Annotated in this window: 16 protein-coding genes and 1 pseudogene; 11 read left to right on the forward strand and 6 right to left on the reverse strand. The window is 71.1% G+C overall.

Annotated elements, in window-relative coordinates:
- Positions 1-13: 13 nt before the first annotated feature.
- The 3 genes from acsA to ACFQVD_RS08530 all read right to left on the reverse strand — a co-directional run bounded on the left by acsA (position 14) and on the right by ACFQVD_RS08530 (position 4,986).
- Positions 14-1,834, reverse strand: coding sequence for an acetate--CoA ligase (gene acsA, locus ACFQVD_RS08520; RefSeq protein ID WP_343971339.1), 1,821 nt, complete (start codon positions 1,832-1,834; stop codon positions 14-16).
- 270 nt (positions 1,835-2,104) lie between these two features.
- A complete protein-coding gene (gene ftsH, locus ACFQVD_RS08525) occupies positions 2,105-4,027 on the reverse strand; it encodes an ATP-dependent zinc metalloprotease FtsH (RefSeq protein ID WP_343971335.1) in 1,923 nt (640 codons plus the stop codon).
- Positions 4,028-4,398: 371 nt separating this feature from the next.
- Entirely contained in the window at positions 4,399-4,986 is a 588-nt protein-coding gene (locus ACFQVD_RS08530; RefSeq protein WP_364152250.1) for an Rv1733c family protein, read from the reverse strand.
- A 413-nt stretch (positions 4,987-5,399) separates the two neighbouring features.
- Between ACFQVD_RS08530 and ACFQVD_RS08535 the strand changes: the two genes are divergently transcribed.
- The 3 genes from ACFQVD_RS08535 (at position 5,400) to ACFQVD_RS08545 (ending at position 8,563) form a co-directional block, all read left to right on the forward strand.
- Complete coding sequence (locus tag ACFQVD_RS08535; RefSeq protein WP_343971326.1) at positions 5,400-6,002, forward strand: hypothetical protein; 603 nt, start codon at positions 5,400-5,402, stop codon at positions 6,000-6,002.
- 193 nt (positions 6,003-6,195) lie between these two features.
- Positions 6,196-7,050: an alpha/beta fold hydrolase gene (locus tag ACFQVD_RS08540; protein ID WP_364152246.1), complete on the forward strand. Its 855-nt coding sequence runs from the start codon at positions 6,196-6,198 to the stop codon at positions 7,048-7,050.
- Between the two features lie 151 nt (positions 7,051-7,201).
- Positions 7,202-8,563, forward strand: a complete 1,362-nt coding sequence (locus ACFQVD_RS08545; RefSeq protein ID WP_386270793.1) for a serine hydrolase domain-containing protein — start codon at positions 7,202-7,204, stop codon at positions 8,561-8,563.
- Here ACFQVD_RS08545 and ACFQVD_RS08550 read toward each other — a convergent pair.
- A complete protein-coding gene (locus ACFQVD_RS08550) occupies positions 8,506-9,411 on the reverse strand; it encodes a LysR family transcriptional regulator (protein ID WP_364152240.1) in 906 nt (301 codons plus the stop codon). The genes ACFQVD_RS08545 and ACFQVD_RS08550 overlap by 58 nt on opposite strands.
- A gap of 77 nt (positions 9,412-9,488) precedes the next feature.
- Here ACFQVD_RS08550 and ACFQVD_RS08555 point away from each other — a divergent pair, with 77 nt between their 5' ends.
- Complete coding sequence (locus tag ACFQVD_RS08555) at positions 9,489-10,211, forward strand: CTP synthase C-terminal region-related (seleno)protein (protein ID WP_343971317.1); 723 nt, start codon at positions 9,489-9,491, stop codon at positions 10,209-10,211.
- Positions 10,212-10,378: 167 nt separating this feature from the next.
- Here ACFQVD_RS08555 and ACFQVD_RS08560 read toward each other — a convergent pair whose 3' ends face one another.
- The gene (locus tag ACFQVD_RS08560; RefSeq protein ID WP_343971315.1) at positions 10,379-11,272 is read right to left on the reverse strand and encodes a LysR family transcriptional regulator; all 894 of its coding nucleotides are present in this window, start codon (positions 11,270-11,272) and stop codon (positions 10,379-10,381) included.
- Between the two features lie 48 nt (positions 11,273-11,320).
- Here ACFQVD_RS08560 and ACFQVD_RS08565 point away from each other — a divergent pair.
- From ACFQVD_RS08565 to ACFQVD_RS08585, 5 genes and pseudogenes are all read left to right on the forward strand, one after another.
- A pseudogene (locus ACFQVD_RS08565) lies at positions 11,321-11,614 on the forward strand (Tn3 family transposase); the annotation flags it as partial.
- 6 nt (positions 11,615-11,620) lie between these two features.
- The gene (locus ACFQVD_RS08570; RefSeq protein WP_343971312.1) at positions 11,621-12,013 is read left to right on the forward strand and encodes a GntR family transcriptional regulator; all 393 of its coding nucleotides are present in this window, start codon (positions 11,621-11,623) and stop codon (positions 12,011-12,013) included.
- Entirely contained in the window at positions 12,010-12,855 is an 846-nt protein-coding gene (locus tag ACFQVD_RS08575; RefSeq protein WP_343971309.1) for an ABC transporter ATP-binding protein, read from the forward strand. The genes ACFQVD_RS08570 and ACFQVD_RS08575 overlap by 4 nt, the downstream gene beginning before the upstream one ends.
- Positions 12,852-13,814, forward strand: coding sequence for an ABC transporter permease (locus ACFQVD_RS08580; RefSeq protein ID WP_343971306.1), 963 nt, complete (start codon positions 12,852-12,854; stop codon positions 13,812-13,814). Before ACFQVD_RS08575 ends, ACFQVD_RS08580 begins: the two co-directional genes overlap by 4 nt.
- 57 nt (positions 13,815-13,871) lie before the next feature.
- A complete protein-coding gene (locus ACFQVD_RS08585) occupies positions 13,872-14,132 on the forward strand; it encodes a tyrosine-type recombinase/integrase (protein ID WP_386274292.1) in 261 nt (86 codons plus the stop codon).
- 95 nt (positions 14,133-14,227) lie between these two features.
- Here ACFQVD_RS08585 and ACFQVD_RS08590 read toward each other — a convergent pair whose 3' ends face one another.
- Positions 14,228-14,644, reverse strand: a complete 417-nt coding sequence (locus ACFQVD_RS08590) for a nuclear transport factor 2 family protein (protein ID WP_343971303.1) — start codon at positions 14,642-14,644, stop codon at positions 14,228-14,230.
- Between the two features lie 70 nt (positions 14,645-14,714).
- On the opposite strand from ACFQVD_RS08590, the gene ACFQVD_RS08595 reads away from it, so the two are divergent.
- Positions 14,715-15,503 carry a helix-turn-helix domain-containing protein gene (locus tag ACFQVD_RS08595; RefSeq protein WP_343971300.1) on the forward strand — a complete coding sequence of 263 codons (789 nt, stop codon included), beginning with the start codon at positions 14,715-14,717 and terminating at the stop codon, positions 15,501-15,503.
- A gap of 206 nt (positions 15,504-15,709) precedes the next feature.
- Positions 15,710-15,910 (forward strand): hypothetical protein, encoded by a 201-nt coding sequence (locus ACFQVD_RS08600; RefSeq protein ID WP_343971297.1) that lies wholly within the window; start codon positions 15,710-15,712, stop codon positions 15,908-15,910.
- The last annotated feature ends 11 nt before the right edge of the window (positions 15,911-15,921 follow it).

Raw genomic sequence — 15,921 nt, forward strand, 5'->3', positions numbered from 1 at the left:
GTCCTTGCCGCGTTCACGGCGGCTCGGGCGACGCGAGAGGCTTCAGGCGGCCCGGAACCATGGGGACGGGGTGTTCGACAGTGGAGGTGTCGCCTTCGGGCAGGCCGAGTTCACGGGCCCTCAGCAGGCGGCGCATCACCTTGCCGCTGCGGGTGTGGGGAAGACTCTGGTCAAAGGTGATCTCCTTGGGGGCCACCGCGCCCAGCCGGCGGCGGCCGAAGGCGATCAGTTCCAGCCGGAGCCCGTCGCCGGGTTCGAACCCGGGGTTGAGCGTGACGAAGGCCTTCACCAGTTCACCGGCCATCGGGTCGGGCTTGCCGATCACCCCGGCTTCGGCGACGGCGGGGTGCTCCATCAGCACGCTCTCGACCTCGAACGGCCCGATGAGGTGGCCGGCGGACTTGATGACGTCGTCGGCGCGGGCGACGAACCAGAAATACCCGTCCTCGTCTTCACGCGCGATGTCGCCGGACAGGTACCAGCCTCCGGCGAACGCGTTGGCATACCGTTCCGGCTCGTTCAGGTAGCCGCGGAACATCGAGGGCCAGCCGGGGCGCAGGGCGAGTTCCCCCTCGACCCCGGGCTCCTCGATCACCCGTACATGCCCGTCGACGACGCGGGCGCGGCCGTCCTCGCCGCGCTCCAGTACCGCCGCCGCTATTCCGGGCAGCGGGCGTCCCATGGAGCCCGGCTTGATGTCCGTCGCGGCGAAGTTGCCGATCATGATGGCGCCCGTTTCCGTCTGCCACCAGTTGTCATGGACCGGCAGGCCGAGCGTGTGCAGGCCCCAGACGGCCACCTCGGGATTGAGCGGCTCTCCCACACTGGCGACGAACCGCAGCTCGGACAGGTCGTACTCGCCGGCGGGGGCGCCGCCGTGGCGCATGAGCATGCGCAGCGCCGTCGGTGAGGTGTACCAGACGTTCACCCGCTGGTCCTGCAGAACGCGGTACCAGCGTCGCGCGTCGAACTCGCCCGCGTCGGTCACGAGGGTGAGGCCGAGGCTGAGGGGCGCGATGACGCCGTACGACATGCCGGTGACCCAACCGGGGTCGGCGGTGCACCAGAAGACGTCCGAAGGCCGCAGGTCGAGCGCGTAGGCCGCGGTGACGCGGTGGGCGAGCACGGCCTCGTGCACGTGCACCACCCCCTTCGGCCTGCCGGTGGTCCCGCTGGTGAAGTGCAGGAGCGCCATGTCCTCGGGATCGGTGGGTGCGATCTCGAACCCGGCGGGTGCCCCGGCCATCAGCTCGCCCAGCGACAAGGTGCCCTCAGGCGCGGGGCCGCGCCCGGTGAGCAGGACATGCTTCAGGCCGGGCAGGGACTCGCGGATCGCGGCGATCTTCCGCGTGTAGAGCTCCGGAGTGGTCACCAGCACCCGCCCGTCGCCGAGGCGCAGCCGCTCGCGGATCGGCTCGGGGCCGAAGGCGGAGAAAAGCGGCGACAGCACGCTGAGATTCTTCAGCGTGCCGAGGACGGCGATGTAGAGGTCGGGCACGCGGCCGAGCAGCGTGAACACTCGTTCGCCTCTGCCCACCCCCAGCCCGCGCAGCACGCCCGCGAAGCGGTTGGTGGCAAGGTGCATGTCCCGGTAGGTCAACTCGGTCACCGTGCCGTCCCTGCCGACGCACCGCAGCGCCACCTGGTCGCATCGGGGAGTGTCCAGATGGCGGTCCACGGCCTCGTAGGCGATGTTCAGGCCCCGGCCGCCGGGCAGGCCACGCAGCGATCGCCGGGCCGCCCGCCAGGAGAACTCACGGCGTTCACGCTCGTAGTCCGTCAGGTTGGCCCCGTCGGCCTGCTGCCGGCTTTTGGGGATCGGATCCCACGTCATCGCAGCCTCCTCGACGGCGGTGAGGATGTCGTTCCAGCATGTGACCGGCCCGGCAGGGGCGGCAGGTACGGAAGTCCCACCCGGTCGGGGCCTTCTGCCCTATCCATGTACAAGACCCCTGATCAGCGTGGAAGCAGGGCGGAAGCAGGACAGCCCATGCGGGCGATCACCATGATCACTTTGGCTGTCGTCAGGGCCGGCACCGAGGGCATGGCCCTCCCTTTCGGCCGGGCACCTTGCGAGGGCGCGAGTGGCGAAGAAGCTCGCGGTTCAACCGGCGCCGGCCTTCAGGGAGGCGACCGCCCGCTGTTCCTCTCGCAGCACGTCGCCGACGACGTCGCCGTCGACGGTCTCGCGTTCGACCAGGATCACGGCGAGCCGGTCGAGGGCGCCACGGTGGGCGCGCAGCAGGTCGACGGCGCGTTTCTCCGCCCCGCTGAGCAACCGGGTGACCTCTTCGTCGATGATCTGCTGGGTCCGTTCGGAGTACGACCTGTGCCGGAGGTCTTCGACGTCCTCGCCGAGATACTGAGGAGCGGCGCAGGAGTAGCCGACCGGACCGAGCGCGGGTGACAGGCCGAAGTCGCGCACCATGCGGGTGGCGATCTGGGTGGCGGCCGCGAGGTCGTTGGCGGCGCCGGTGGAACCCTCCCCGAAGACGACCAGTTCCGCGGCCCGGCCGCCGAGCCGCACCGCGAGCAGGTCGGCCAGGTAGCTCTCGCTGTAGAGGTGCCGCTCGGCCTCGGGCAGTTGCTCGGTGACGCCGAGGGTCAGGCCGGCGGGCAGGATGGTCACCTTCGCGACCGGATCGGCGTTCTCGCACAACGCGGCGAGCAGGGCGTGCCCGGACTCGTGCACGGCCACCGCGCGCCGTTCCTGCGGGAGCAGGGCGTTGGAGGTCTCCCGCCGGCCGAGCAGCACCCGGTCACGTGCCGAGTCGAGATCTTGGGCGTCGATGGTCGTGCGGCCCGCCCTGACCGCGTTGATCGCGGCTTCGTTGACGAGGTTGGCCAGGTCGGCGCCGGAGAATCCCGGGGTGGCGCGGGCGATCACGCTCAGATCGGTGTCCGGGGCCAGATGCTTGCCGGAGGCGTGCACGGCCAGGATCGCCGCGCGTTCGGCCTGGTTGGGCAGAGGGACCGTGACCTGCCGGTCGAAACGGCCGGGGCGCAGCAGGGCTGGGTCAAGGGTCTCGGGCCGGTTGGTCGCGGCCATCACGACGATCCCGCTGCTTTGATCAAAGCCGTCCATCTCCGCCAGCAACTGGTTGAGCGTCTGTTCTCGCTCGTCGTTACCGCCGATGGTCGTCCTGCCGCGGCGACCGCCGATGGCGTCGATCTCGTCGATGAAAATGATCGAGGGGGCACGCCTGCGTGCCTCGTCGAAGAGGTCGCGGACCCGGGAAGCACCCACGCCGACGAACATCTCCACGAATCCCGAGCCGGTGACCGACAGGAACGGCACGGACGCCTCACCGGCCACCGCCCGGGCGAGGAGTGTCTTGCCGGTTCCCGGCGGGCCGACCATGATCACCCCTCGGGGTGGTTTCGCCCCCGCCGCCGCGTATCGGTCGGGCGCGCGCAGGAAGTCCACCACCTCGCCGATCTCCTGCTTGACGCCGTCATAGCCGGCGACGTCGCCGAACCGGGTCGTCGGCCGCTGCGCCTCGATGATCTTCGCTCGTGATCGGCCGAAGCCTCCGAGACCGCCGGCCAGGGACTGCTGTGCCTGCCGTCCCATCCACATGATCAGGCCGATGAACAGCGCCAGCGGCAGGAAGCCCGCCAGGATCGACGACAGCGAGTTGTCCGCCCGGGTCGCGGTGATCTGGACGTGCTCAGCTCGAAGCCGGGGTTCCAGCTGGCCGACGTCGAGTGCCGTGGGGATCTGAGTGGTGAACTTCGTGCCGTTGTTCAGGCTGCCGGACACCGCACCTTGATCGTCGATTGTCACCGCCTTCACCTGTCCGGTGCTCACCTTGGTCACGAAGTCGGTGTAGGAGTACGAAGCGGCCGCCGGCCCGGTGAACACGAGAGGCACCAGCAGCCACAGCACGATCAACGCCATGCCGATCGGCAACAGCCAGCGTCGCCAACCGGCGGACGGCGGAGGCGTCGGCGTCGGCTCGTTCGGAGGTCCTGACTTCGCCTTACCCGTCGCATGCCGGAAGCGCAGCCGAATCCGTGTGATCATCAACCTGGCCTCCTCGGCGGTTCCGCCGCCTCCCCCGCAGTGTTCGTCATGTAGCCGGGTCACGGTAGGGCCGAAAGCCCTGAAGTCCAGGTGAGACAGGTCCTTCCCTCCCTGGCGTCCGGGTCGGTGACCGGCGCCGCCACGCCGGCCCAGCACCCGCAGGGTCACCATCCGGTCCGGCTGCAGGATCCCGGTTGCGAACACGGTGACCCAGGCCCCGTTGATCGCCCGCGCCAGGCGGTTGGGCCGGCCCCCGCGACACAGCCGGCGGTCCAAGCGGTGCAGGCGCGTGGATCCGGCCCTCCCGTCGTGTCTCATGTCTTGTCGAAATGACCGCGATGCGCGCCTCCCCGGGGGAACGACGGCAGAGGTCAGCCCTGCTTCGGCCGGTGCCATCGCTGGTCGGCGAGGGACCACGCCCTTTCCCATTCGGCGTCACGGTGGCGGTTCAGCAGCACCCGCAGGCCGGTCAGGAAGACCAGCGAGACCGTCGAGACACCCACCATCACTGCGATCGCGGTGAGCGCGGCGACCGTGACCGTCTCCACCCGGCTCTGCGGCGGATCGGTGAGCCTGCCTTCGGCGTTCAACCAGATCTCAATGCGCGAGCCGGCCGGTAGCGCCGCGGGGAGCACGACCTGGCCGGTGCGCGGGGGCCCGTTCGCCGGCCTCCAGCGCACCGTGCGCGCCTGCCCGCCGAAGCCGGGCTCCACCGGGCGGGCGCTGTCCACGACCTCGGCGGCGACCGCCCGCCGGTAGGGGGCGGTGAGCTCGGCCCGCAGGCCGTCCTGGTAGGCCTGCCGGCCGAGCCCGGCCGCCGGCCACAGCCCGGCGACGAAAAGCAGCAGGCTCACCAGCAGGGCGACTGTCTCGATCCGGTCCGAGCGCCTGCGCAGAGGGTTGCCGTCGAACCGATGCAGGCGCAGACGGCACCGGATCCGGTAGCCGAAGGAACTCATCGGGCCACCTCCCCCGTGGTGTTGCCCCCACCGTGCGTCATGCCCGCCCGGTGTACCAGGGTCCTTGGGGGGCCGCGGTCAGAGCCGAAGGTCCCTTTTCCGGCGGGGGCGGGCGCCTTCGGGCAGCCGGTCGCAGCCTCCGCCTGGCTCGTCCTGGCCTTCGAGGAGTCCGGGGAGTCCGGGACGCGGGGTTCAGGAGGGTTTGGGGCTCACGGCCGGGGGCGATGACGCGCAGGAGGCGGGTGGCGATCGCGCCGAGCTGGCGTTGCTGGGCCTTGGTCAGCGGGTCGAAGACCAGTCGCCGGACCTCGACGACGTGCCGCGGCGCGGCGTCCTGGAGCACGGTGAACCCGCCGTCGGTGAGGGTCGCTTGAACTGTTCTAGTCGTGCCGTCCTCCTGTTTGATGGCACACGTGACACGTGCCCGCTTCGCTGTTTCTGTTCTTTTCGTCATCCACGGCGTGGTCGTCGGGACGTTCGCCACCCGCCTCCCCTGGATCTCCGGCCGCCTTGGGGCAGACCTGGTCGGGCTCGGGTTCGGGCTGCTGCTCGCCTCGGTCGGCTCACTGGCCGGAATGCGGTTCTCCTCAGCCGTCAACCGGCGCTTCCGCTCCGGCCCGACGACAGCCGTGCTCAACGTCATGTGGTGCGCGTCGCTTGTGATCCCCGCGCTCATCACCGACCTGGTCTGGTTCGGGGCCGTCATGTTCCTGTATGGCGTCGCCACCGCCCTGGCCGACATCGCGATGAACGCCCAAGGGGTGCTGATCGAACAGAAGGCCGGCCGGTCCGTCATGTCCGGGCTGCACGGCCTGTGGAGCCTGGGGGCACTGGCCGGCTCCGGCGTCGGCGTGCTCGCCGCCGGTCTGGACGCCCGGGTGCACTTCACGCTGGTGGCGCTCCCGCTGGCGATCACATCGGTCGCCGTCGGCCGGGACGTGCTGGATGTGCGCACCCCGGCCGAATCCAGAAGCGCCAGGTTCGCCCTCCCGGCCCGGGCGGTGGTGCCCGGCTGAGAGCCGCCCGGCCACGAAGGCGACCGCACCGGGCGCGGCCACAGCGGGCGACCCGCTCGCCGAAGAGGATCAGGGGCCGGCGCAGCACGACCCCTGATCCGTCTGCTCCACGTACTTCCAAGACGCCGGGCGAGACGGGCAGCGTGTATCCCGGCGGGAAAACAACCGAGCTTGTCGAAGAGGCGTTGAGTTCATGGGATCACAGGAACGCACAGCGGTGGCCGCACTGAGCGCGGGCCCGGTGGAGTACCGGTTGGAGCGGCAGGGAGAGGACACCGTGATCGTGTTCCACGGGGGGCACATGCGCGCCGATCTCCCACTCGGGGAGGAGGTGTTCCTCGACCTGGGCTACAGCCTGCTCGTGCCTTCCCGGCCCGGCTACGGCCGCACTCCGCTGCGGACGGGCACGACCCCGGTGGCCTTCGCCGACGCCGTCGCCGACCTGTGCGATCACCTGGGCATCGGGCGGGTGGCCGCGGTCGTCGGGGTGTCGGCCGGCGGGCCGACCGCGGTGACGATGGCCGCCCGGCACCCCGGCCTGGTGCGGCGGCTCATCTTGGAAAGCGCCCTGAGCTTCCTGCCGTATCCGGATCGCCGCACGCGCCTGGCCGCGAACATCGTCTTCTCCCCCGCCACCGAGAAGGTGACCTGGGGGGCCGTGCACGCGCTGATGCGCCTGGCCCCCGCTCTCGGGCTGCGGATGATGCTGGCCGACCTGGCCACGCAACCGGCTCGCCGGGTCGCCGCCGCCCTCACCCCCGCAGACCGGGAGAGGCTGGTCACGCTCTTCTCCCGGATGCGCTCGGGCAGCGGCTTCCTCAACGACCTGCGCCCCTGCCTCGACGTGACCGGTGAGGTGACCCAACCGGCCCTGGTCATCGCCAGCCGCAACGACGGCGCCATGCCCTACGCCCACGCCGAATCGCTGATGGCCCGCCTGTCCAGGGCCGAACTCGTCGAGAGCAGGGCCGCCAGCCACTTCATCTGGTTCGCCGAGGACTACCCCGCCGTCGCCGGCCGGATCGGCGACTTCCTGGCCGGGGCCTGAGAGGCCTTCGTCTCCCGCGGACCGACATCTCCCGCATACCACCGCGAGCCGTACACGGCGATCACTCAGGCGAAGCCGCAGGCGATGCCCTCCAGGCCCGGGCGGCACTAACCTGGGGGCACTTTTTGTCGTGTCGGGGAGGGGCCATCTCATGTCGCCGGTTCTGGAGAGTACGGCTCGCGCGCTGCTGCGCAGGGTCGCGGTGGAGCAGTCCCAGGGGCGCCTGCCCTCGCTGACCGCCGCGGTGGTGCGCGACGGGGAGCTCGCCTGGTTCGGCGCGCGAGGCCGGGTGGAGGGGGCCGCCCCCACCCCCCTCACCCAGTACCGCATCGGCTCGATCACCAAGAGCCTGGTCGCGGTCGTGGTCATGCGCCTGCGCGACGAGGGAAGGGTGGATCTGCTCGACCCGGTCTCCAAGCACGTCCCCGGTCTTGGGATCGGCGTCGGCGAGGTGACCGTCGCCCAGTTGCTGTCGCACACCTCCGGGCTCAGTGCCGAGTCGCCGGGCCAGTGGTGGGAGCGGACCCCGGGCATGTCGGCCGAGGAACTGGTCGCCGCGCTCGGGCCCGACACCGCCAAGCACCGTCCCGGGCGCCGCTACCACTACTCCAACGTGGGCTTCGCCCTGCTGGGCGAGTTGGTGGCCCGCCATCGTGGCGTGAGCTGGGCGCGAGCCGTGCAGGAGGAGATCCTGCGGCCGCTGGGCATGCGCGACACCACGACCCGGCCGCGCGCGCCGCACGCGCACGGCTACGCCGTGCACCCCTGGGCGGACGTACTGCTGCCCGAGCCCGAGCACGACGCGCTCGCCATGGCTCCCGCCGGGCAGCTGTGGTCCACCCCCGCCGACCTCGCCCGGTGGGCGGCGTTCGTGGCCGGCGACACCGGAGACGTGCTCGCCCCGGCCACCGTGGCCGAGATGCGCGAACCCGCGACCGTCGACGACGGCGACGCCTGGACCGGCGGGTACGGTCTGGGGCTGCAACTGGCCCGCGCGAACGGCCGCCGCCTGGCCGGTCACACCGGTTCCATGCCGGGCTTCTTGGCCACGGTGTGGGCCGACCCCTCCGACAGGGTCGGCGTGCTGTTCACGGCCAACTCCACCTCGGGTGTCAGCCGCGGCCTGCTGACCGACCTGCTGGCGATCCTCGACCAGCACGAGCCGCGCCTGCCCGAGGAGTGGGTGCCCGTCGCCGACGACGCGGGCCTGCTGGAGCTGACCGGCCCCTGGTACTGGGGGCCCAGCGCCTACGTGCTGCGGCTGCTGCCCGAAGGCGGGGTCTGCCTCAACACGGTCGGCGGCGCCGGCCGGGCCTCCCGGTTCGCCGCCCAGGCCGACGGGACCTGGCTGGGACTGGAGGGCTACTACGCGGGTGAGACCCTGCGCGTGGTCCGCGGGCCCGACGGCTCACCCAGCCACCTGGATCTCAACACCTTCGTCTTCACCCGTACCCCCTACGATCCGCGGGCGAAGGTGCCCGGCGGGGTGGACGAGGGCGGCTGGCGCAGCTGAGCGGCGAGCGCGGCGGCCGGGCCCGCGGGCCCGGCGTACACGACCTCCACCCGGTGCACCACCCGCGGCGCGATCAGTGGCACCCCCCGCGCCACTCCGGCCGTCGCCGAGGCGGGCAGCAGGACCAGGCCGTTGCCCGCGGCGGCCAGATTCACCGCCGTGTGCAGGTCCTCGCCGTCGTAGCGCAGCGCGGCGCGAAACCCGCCCCCGCCGGCCAGCTCGCGCAGCCGCTCCACCGGTACGGCGACCGGCGCCCGCAACCACAGCGCGTCGGTCAGGTCGCTCAGCGCCAGGCCGTCGCGGTGTGAGAGCGGGTGGCCGGCGGGCAACACCACCACCAGCTCTTCCTCGGCGACCCCGAAACCTGACAGCGGCCCTGCGTCCGGCAGCCGCAACGGATCGCCGGGCGCGGTGATCCCGTCGACGAGGCCGAGGCCGGCCGAGCCCGAGGCGACCTCGTCGGCGACACGCTCACGGGCGACGGTGCGCAGCCGCACCTCCAGCCCGTCCGATGCGGCCGAAGACAGGCCCCGGGCGATCGCCGGGACGCAGGCCAGCGGGGAGGCCACCACGCTCAGCCGCCCGGCCGGGCCCGCGGCGGCACGCAGCACGTCGGCGCGGGCGGCCCGGTGGCGCAGCAGCAGCGGTCCGGCGTGTTCCAGCAGACGCTCCCCCGCCAAAGTGGGCACTACCGGACGGCGGCTCAGCAACACCAGTCCCAGGTCGGCCTCCAGTGCGGCGATCTGCTGGGAGACCGCCGACTGGGTGTAGCCGAGCTCGGCGGCGGCGGCGGAGAAGGAACGCCGGTCGGCGACGAGCACGAACGTGCGCAACAGATGCGGGTCCACGAAGCATCAGTATCGCTTATCGGCCCAGCAGTGATCATCGTTGGCGCTTACCCCGGTGGCCGGGCCAGGATCGGGGCATGAGCACCGCGAGGATCGCCCTGGTAGGCGACAGGTCACCGGCCGTCCAGTCTCACACCCGCATTCCCACGCTGCTGGAGGCGCTGCGCGAGCGCGACGGGCTGAACCTGGACGCCTACTGGATCCCCACGACCGACACCGTCGGCCTTGAGGGGTTCGACGGCATCTGGATGCTGCCCGGCAGCCCGTATCGCAGCGAGGCCGGCGCACTGAACGCCGCCCGCACCGCCCGCGAGCACGGCATCCCGTTCCTGGGCACCTGCGGAGGTTTCCAGCACGCCCTGCTGGAGTACGCGCGCAATGTGCTGGACATGCCCGTCGCCCACGCCGAGAACGATCCGGACGCCGAGAACCTCCTGCTGCTGCCGCTGGCGTGTTCGCTGGCGGGCCATGAGAACGCCGTCCGGCTGGAGCCCGGGTCGCTGGCCGAGAGGGTCATCGGCGCCGAAAGGACCGTGGAGAGGTACTACTGCGGCTTCGGCCCCAACGCCGGCTACGTGCCCGCCCTGGAGGCGGGTGGGCTGCGCTTCACCGGCCACGACGAGGCGGGGCTGGTGCGGGTCCTGGAGTTGCCGGAGCACCCGTTCTTCCTTGCCACCCTCTTCCAGCCGGAACTGGCCGGCGACGGACGCCGTCCGCACCCGGTCATCGGCGCCTTCGCCTCGGCGTCCGTCGGCCGGGCCACGGCGGCCGCGCGGGGCGGGCCTGTTCGAGGGGCATGACCGGCGGCCGTGAGCACACCGTCTCCGGTGGACCGGGTTGCGGCGCCGCGTCGGGCGAACGCCTGCGTCCACCAGAGGGTGCCGTGGACGCCCGCGGTTCGCGAGGCTTTGGGGACGCCGAGGATTTCGGGAGCGCCACGGCGAGAACGAGGGCGGATCGCGAGCGTTCACGTCACGGTAGGCCCCTGCGTGAACGCCCGCCTGCTGTGGGCGAGCAGCTCGCGCACGGCGGGGTTGTGCGTGCTCCTCCAGACCAGGGTGAGCAGGGCGGGTGCTTCGACGTCGTCGATGAGCAGGGCGGTGAGCCGGTCACGGTAGTGCGCGGCCATCGACTCGCTGAGGATGGCGACGGCGAGCCCGCGGGTGGCGAGGTCGGCGATGGCGTCGGCGGCGCTGGCCTGCAGTGCGATCACCGGTTGGAGGCCCTGCGCGGCGCAGGCCTGGTCGAACACCGTGCGCAGGCCGGTGCCCGGCGGCATGCACACGAGCGGGTGAGCGCCCAGGTCGCGCAGGGTGACCCGACGCCGCCCGGTCAGGGGATGCCCGGCGGGGACCGCCGCGACGAGCCGCTCGCTGATGATCGTCAACGCGTTCACCCCCTCCGGGGCGGCGGTCGCGGTCCCGGTGAGAGCCAGGTCGACGGCACCGGCGCGCACCTCCTCGACGAGCCGGTCGGAGTTGTCCTCCAGCAGGGAGATCTCCACGCCGGGATGCGCCCGGTGGAACGCGGCCAAGGCGTCGAACAGCGGGGTGAGGGTGCAGCCGATGACCATGCCGACGGTGAGCCGGCCCCGGATCAGGTCGGTCACCTCGCCCACCGCCTGGCCGAGGGCTCCGGCGGCGGCGAGCGCGGCGCGGGCGTGTTCGAGCGCGGCCTTTCCCGCGACGGTGAGGGTGGCGGTGCGCGCCGACCGGTCAAAGAGCTCGGCGCCGAGTTCACGTTCCAGCTGGCGGATCTGGGCGCTGACACCGGACTGGCTGATGTGCACCCGCTCGGCCGCCCGGGTGAAGTTCCGCTCCTCGGCGACCGCGACGAAGTATTCGAGCTGCCTCAGTTCCATATCCGAAAATTCTAGCTACCGGAATATCCATAAGATCAACTAGCGGCTCTTGGTCCCGTCGTCAACGCTGTCGCGCTGTGGAACTCGAAATACCTGCCGGCTGCGGTCGACCAGCTGCGCGCCCAAGGTGTCCCGGTCAAGGACGAGGGCGCCGTCCGGCTATTCCCGCTCGGCCATGCCCACCTCGACGTCCTGGGCGGCTGCTCCGCCTCCTCCTCCACGCCGGCCGGACGGCCGGCTCGTAGGCCGCACGCCCTGCCGTTGGACGAAGCCGACGACCGCGGGTTGACATCGGGCGGCCGAATACAACACCCTTTCACTAATCAATTAGTGAAAGGGTGATATTGGTTGATCGAGTTCAACCTGGATCGCGGCTCGGGGGTTTCGACGTACCTGCAGCTCGTTCACCAGGTCAAACAGGCGCTCCGGCTCGGCACGCTGCGACCCGGCGATCAGTTGCCGACCGCCCGCGAGGTGGTCGAGAGCCTGGCCATCAACCCCAACACCGTGCTCAAGGCGTACCGGGAGTTGGAGCGCGAAGGGCTGGTCGAGGGGCGGCCGGGGATGGGGACGTTCGTCCGGCAGGGCATCGCGGGCGCGACACTCGCCGAGCACACGCGGCTGCGGCGCGATCTGGAGGCGTGGGTGCGCGAGGCCCGCGCGGCCGGGCTCGATCAGGAGGACCTGCGAGCGCTGTTCACCGTGGTCCTGGCCGACGCCGCGAAGGAGGGCGTGGCATGAGTTCCGCGCTGGAGGCGACCGGGCTCGGGGTCCGTTATCGCCACACGTGGGTGTTGCGCGACTGCTCGCTGTCCGTGCCAACGGGGCGCGTGGCGGCGCTCGTCGGCCCCAACGGCGCGGGCAAGACCACACTCATGCACGCGGCCGTCGGCCTGCTGCGGCCCGCGCTGGGAAGCATCCGCGTGGCCGGCCAGGCGGCGTTTGTGGCACAGGACAAGCCGCTGTACGAAAACTTCACCGTCGCCGAGATGCTCACTTTCGGCCGCCGCATGAACACCCACTGGGACGACGAGGCCGCCGCTGACCGGCTCGCCGGGCTGGGCATCCCGCTGGAGCGGAAGGTGAGCAGGCTGTCGGGCGGGCAGCAGGCACAGGTGGCGGTCACACTGGCACTGGCCAGCCGGCCCGACCTGCTCGTGCTGGACGAACCGCTGGCAAACCTCGACCCCCTCGCCCGCCACGACGTGATGCGCTCGATCATGGCGGAGGTGGCCGGGCGGGAGCTGACCGTACTGCTGTCCTCACACGTCGTCTCCGACCTGGAGGAGACGTGCGACTGGCTGGTCGTGCTGAACGGGGGCCGGCTACAGGTCAGTGGTGACACCGAGGAACTGCTCGACGGGCATCTCGTGCTCACCGGGCCGGACGATGCGTCGATGGCGGGAACGCAGGTGGTGAGCGCGAGCCGTACCGGCAGGCAGGTCAGCATGCTGGTCAGGGGCGTGCCCCCGCTCGACCCCCGCTGGCAGGCGCGGCGCCCCGGGCTGGAGGAGTTCGTCATGGGCTACCTGCGCAACCCCGAGTCGGCGGCACTGCCGAAACTGACGGGGGCGGGCGCGTGATCTGGGTGACGTGGCGCCAGCACCGGGCGCAGATCCTCGTAACGGCGGGCTTCCTGGCGCTGCTGGGGGTGCTGCTGCTGGGCTCGGCCGTGGAGGCGAGCTGGTACGTGGCCGAGCACGCCCCGCCCGGTTGCCCCGGGCCCGCCCTGGCGTGCGGCGACCTGGTGGTGGCGCTCGGGCAGCGCTACGACGCGGTCTACTCGGTGTTCGGTTGGATGCCGCTGGTGGCGCCGGCGTTGATCGGGGCGTTCTGGGGCGCGCCGCTGCTCGGCCGCGAGTACGAGCGCGGTACCCACCGCCTGGCCTGGACCCAGGCCGTACCCGTGTGGCGGTGGCTGGCGGTCAAACTGTCCGCCCTGGGCGGCGCGGTCGTGGCGGGCGGGCTGCTGCTGTCGCTCATGGTGAGCCTTTGGCGGCCGGTGTTCAGGGAGGGGGTCGACTCCACATTCGGCAACATCGGCGTGTTCAACATGGTCGGGGTGGAGCCGGCGGCGTGGTGGCTGTACGCGTTCGCGCTCGGCACCGCGGCCGGCACCCTGTTCCGGCGGACGCTGCCCGCGATGGCACTGGTCGTGGCCGGGGTGACGGTGACGATGTTCACGCTGTTCCAGCTGAGCGACCACTACGCCGAGCCGGCACGTACAGAGTTGTCCGGCACCGTGGTGCTGGACGACCACGACGCCCGGTTGGTGAGCACCGCCTGGGTGGAACCGTCGGGAAGAGAGATCGCCGAGCCGTCGGACAGCGGCTGCCCGCGCCGGGTGGACGTGGGACAGAGCGACAAGAACGCCAGGGTGTGGCAGGCGTGCATGTTCGGCAAAGGCTACCGGTACGCGGTGTACCATCATCCGCCGTCCAGGTTCTGGCGCTTCCAATGGACCGAGGCGGGAATCCTGACGCTCGCCTCGGCGGCCCTCGGCGGCCTGGCCGTGCGCCGCACCCTCCGCCGCCCCGGCTAACAGGCCAGTTCTGTCAGCCGGCAGCGCTACTGCGCCGCAGCCAGGGGCGATCTCGATATCCACCGGCTGCGTCACGCGCATGCCACCGAGCTGATCAACGCCGGGGTATCGATCGAGGCCGTCCGCCGCCGCCTCGGCCACGCCGGCACCGAAACCACCCAGCTGTACGCGCCGCTGGACGACAAGGTCGCCGACGCCGAGATTCGTGCCGCCCGGCGGCGCCGTGACCGAGTGAACGGGGTGAGCCACAGGATCAGCTGGTGCAGCGTCCACGGGTCTGCGAAGCTTGGCGGCGGCCGGTCGGCGTGGCGGCGGTGACCATCTGGTTGCCGGACCGGCCTGCGGGGCATCGGGCCGCCCCCGATGCCCCGGTGTTCACGGCCGCGGCGCCCGGTTCGCGGCCGAGTCGGCGATCAGCGAATCTCCCACCAGGTCAGGTTGGCGGCCGCCTGGGACACCGGCTCGATGATTTCCCATGCTTCGGCGATCAGACCGTCGTTGAGCCGCCAGATATCGATGACCGTGATCTCCGGCCCGGCATCGGGCAGTCGGCGCCGTGAGTGCATCACGACATGTTCGCCGTCGGCCAGCACGTGCTGGATCTCGACCTGCATGCCGGTGAGTGGGGCGAGCGCGGCGCCCACGGCGGCCAGCCATTCCGGCTTCGTCTGGGAGGTCGTGTCCGGCCGGTGGTGGAGGAAGTCTTCACTCAGCAAGGGCGCGAGCGCGTTGACGTCGCCGGTCGCGACCAGCGCCGTCAGCGCTTGCTGGACGATGTTCTTGTTGTCGTGGGTCATGTTCTGCGTAGTCACGGGCAGCAGTGTTTCCACCGTCCGGGATGGTTGTCGATGAAATCCCATTTCATGGCGTCCGGCTTCCCGATGAGTAGCATCGTCGTCCATGTACACGGTGGGGGAACTGCTGCGGCAGTGGCGGCATCGCCGTCGGCTCAGCCAGCTGGATCTCGCAATCGCCGCCGATGTGTCGGCTCGTCACGTCAGCCTGGTGGAGACCGGCAAGTCCCGCCCGAGCGCCGTGATGATCCTGCGGCTGGCCGAGCAGCTCGGCGTGCCGTTGCGTGAGCGCAACCGGCTGCTGCTGGCTGCCGGCTTCGCGCCCCGCTATGCCGAGCGGCCGCTCGATCAGGAGGCGCTGTCGGCGGCCTGGGGCGCGATCGAACGGGTGCTGCGCGCGCATGAGCCGTATCCGGCACTGGCCATCGATCGCCGGTGGAACATCGTGATGAGCAATCGCGCCATCGACCCGTTCCTCGCCGGCGTCGCCCCCGACCTGCTGGCCCCGCCGATCAACATGGTGCGGCTGGGGTTGGATCCGCGCGGGCTCGCTCCGCACATCGTCAACCTGGCGCAGGTGCGTGCGCTGCTGCGTGTCCGGATCACACGGCAGCTCGCCACGGCTCCCGACCCCGAGCTCACCGAACTCTACGAGGAACTCCTGGCCCCCCACTCGGGGGACACGAGTCAACCGGTCGAGTCCGAGGTCGCCATCCCGATGATCTTCCGCTTCGGCGGGCGGGAACTGCGGCTGTTCTCGACGACCACCACGTTCGGCACTCCGATGGACATCACCCTGGACGAGGTCGCGATCGAGTCGTACTACCCGACGGACGCCGAGAGCGCCGCCTACTTCGCCTCACCTGACGCCGGCAGGCGGCCACCTGCCCTCTGACCAAGAAGACGGCGGCGAGGAGTTCTCGGACCTGACCAGCCGCGAAAATCACCGCTGGTCAGGAAACGGGTTCACTGGATTTCGGGATTGCCGCGAAGCGGGACACCAATGTATCCATTCAAAGGGGATGAAGTTCACCATGCGCACCCCCTACCGGCCGTCCGCCTTCACCAGCGACTCCACCCGTGACAAGTACTTCGCTGCCTATGACCGGGTGGTTCCCCCGGTGGGTCATCGTCGGCGGTATGGCCACCCTGCTTCCTCGTGCGCTGCGGCGCCGTGTCGCCGGCACGCTGCGCGAGGACGTGCTGATGAAGCTGGTGGCGGCCGGCCGGTCCTTCCGCCGGCACATGCCCGTCCCGCCCGTCTATACCGACGAGGTGGCGACGCTGTGGCGCAGCTGCTGAGATCGAGACCG

The sequence above is a fragment of the Streptosporangium amethystogenes subsp. fukuiense genome (genome assembly GCF_042665875.1).
Classification (GTDB): Bacteria; Actinomycetota; Actinomycetes; order Streptosporangiales; family Streptosporangiaceae; genus Streptosporangium; species Streptosporangium fukuiense.

Excerpts from the sequence above, each read along its gene's own strand:
- ACFQVD_RS08600 (WP_343971297.1), top strand. The coding sequence starts at position 15,710 with ATGACCGGGTGGTTCCCCCGGTGGGTCATCGTCGGCGGTATGGCCACC.
- ACFQVD_RS08595 (WP_343971300.1), top strand. The coding sequence starts at position 14,715 with ATGTACACGGTGGGGGAACTGCTGCGGCAGTGGCGGCATCGCCGTCGG.
- ACFQVD_RS08555 (WP_343971317.1), top strand. The coding sequence starts at position 9,489 with ATGAGCACCGCGAGGATCGCCCTGGTAGGCGACAGGTCACCGGCCGTC.
- ACFQVD_RS08540 (WP_364152246.1), top strand. The coding sequence starts at position 6,196 with ATGGGATCACAGGAACGCACAGCGGTGGCCGCACTGAGCGCGGGCCCG.
- ACFQVD_RS08575 (WP_343971309.1), top strand. The coding sequence starts at position 12,010 with ATGAGTTCCGCGCTGGAGGCGACCGGGCTCGGGGTCCGTTATCGCCAC.
- ACFQVD_RS08560 (WP_343971315.1), bottom strand. The coding sequence starts at position 11,272 with ATGGAACTGAGGCAGCTCGAATACTTCGTCGCGGTCGCCGAGGAGCGG.
- ACFQVD_RS08545 (WP_386270793.1), top strand. The coding sequence starts at position 7,202 with ATGTCGCCGGTTCTGGAGAGTACGGCTCGCGCGCTGCTGCGCAGGGTC.
- ACFQVD_RS08530 (WP_364152250.1), bottom strand. The coding sequence starts at position 4,986 with ATGAGTTCCTTCGGCTACCGGATCCGGTGCCGTCTGCGCCTGCATCGG.
- acsA (WP_343971339.1), bottom strand. The coding sequence starts at position 1,834 with ATGACGTGGGATCCGATCCCCAAAAGCCGGCAGCAGGCCGACGGGGCC.
- ftsH (WP_343971335.1), bottom strand. The coding sequence starts at position 4,027 with ATGATCACACGGATTCGGCTGCGCTTCCGGCATGCGACGGGTAAGGCG.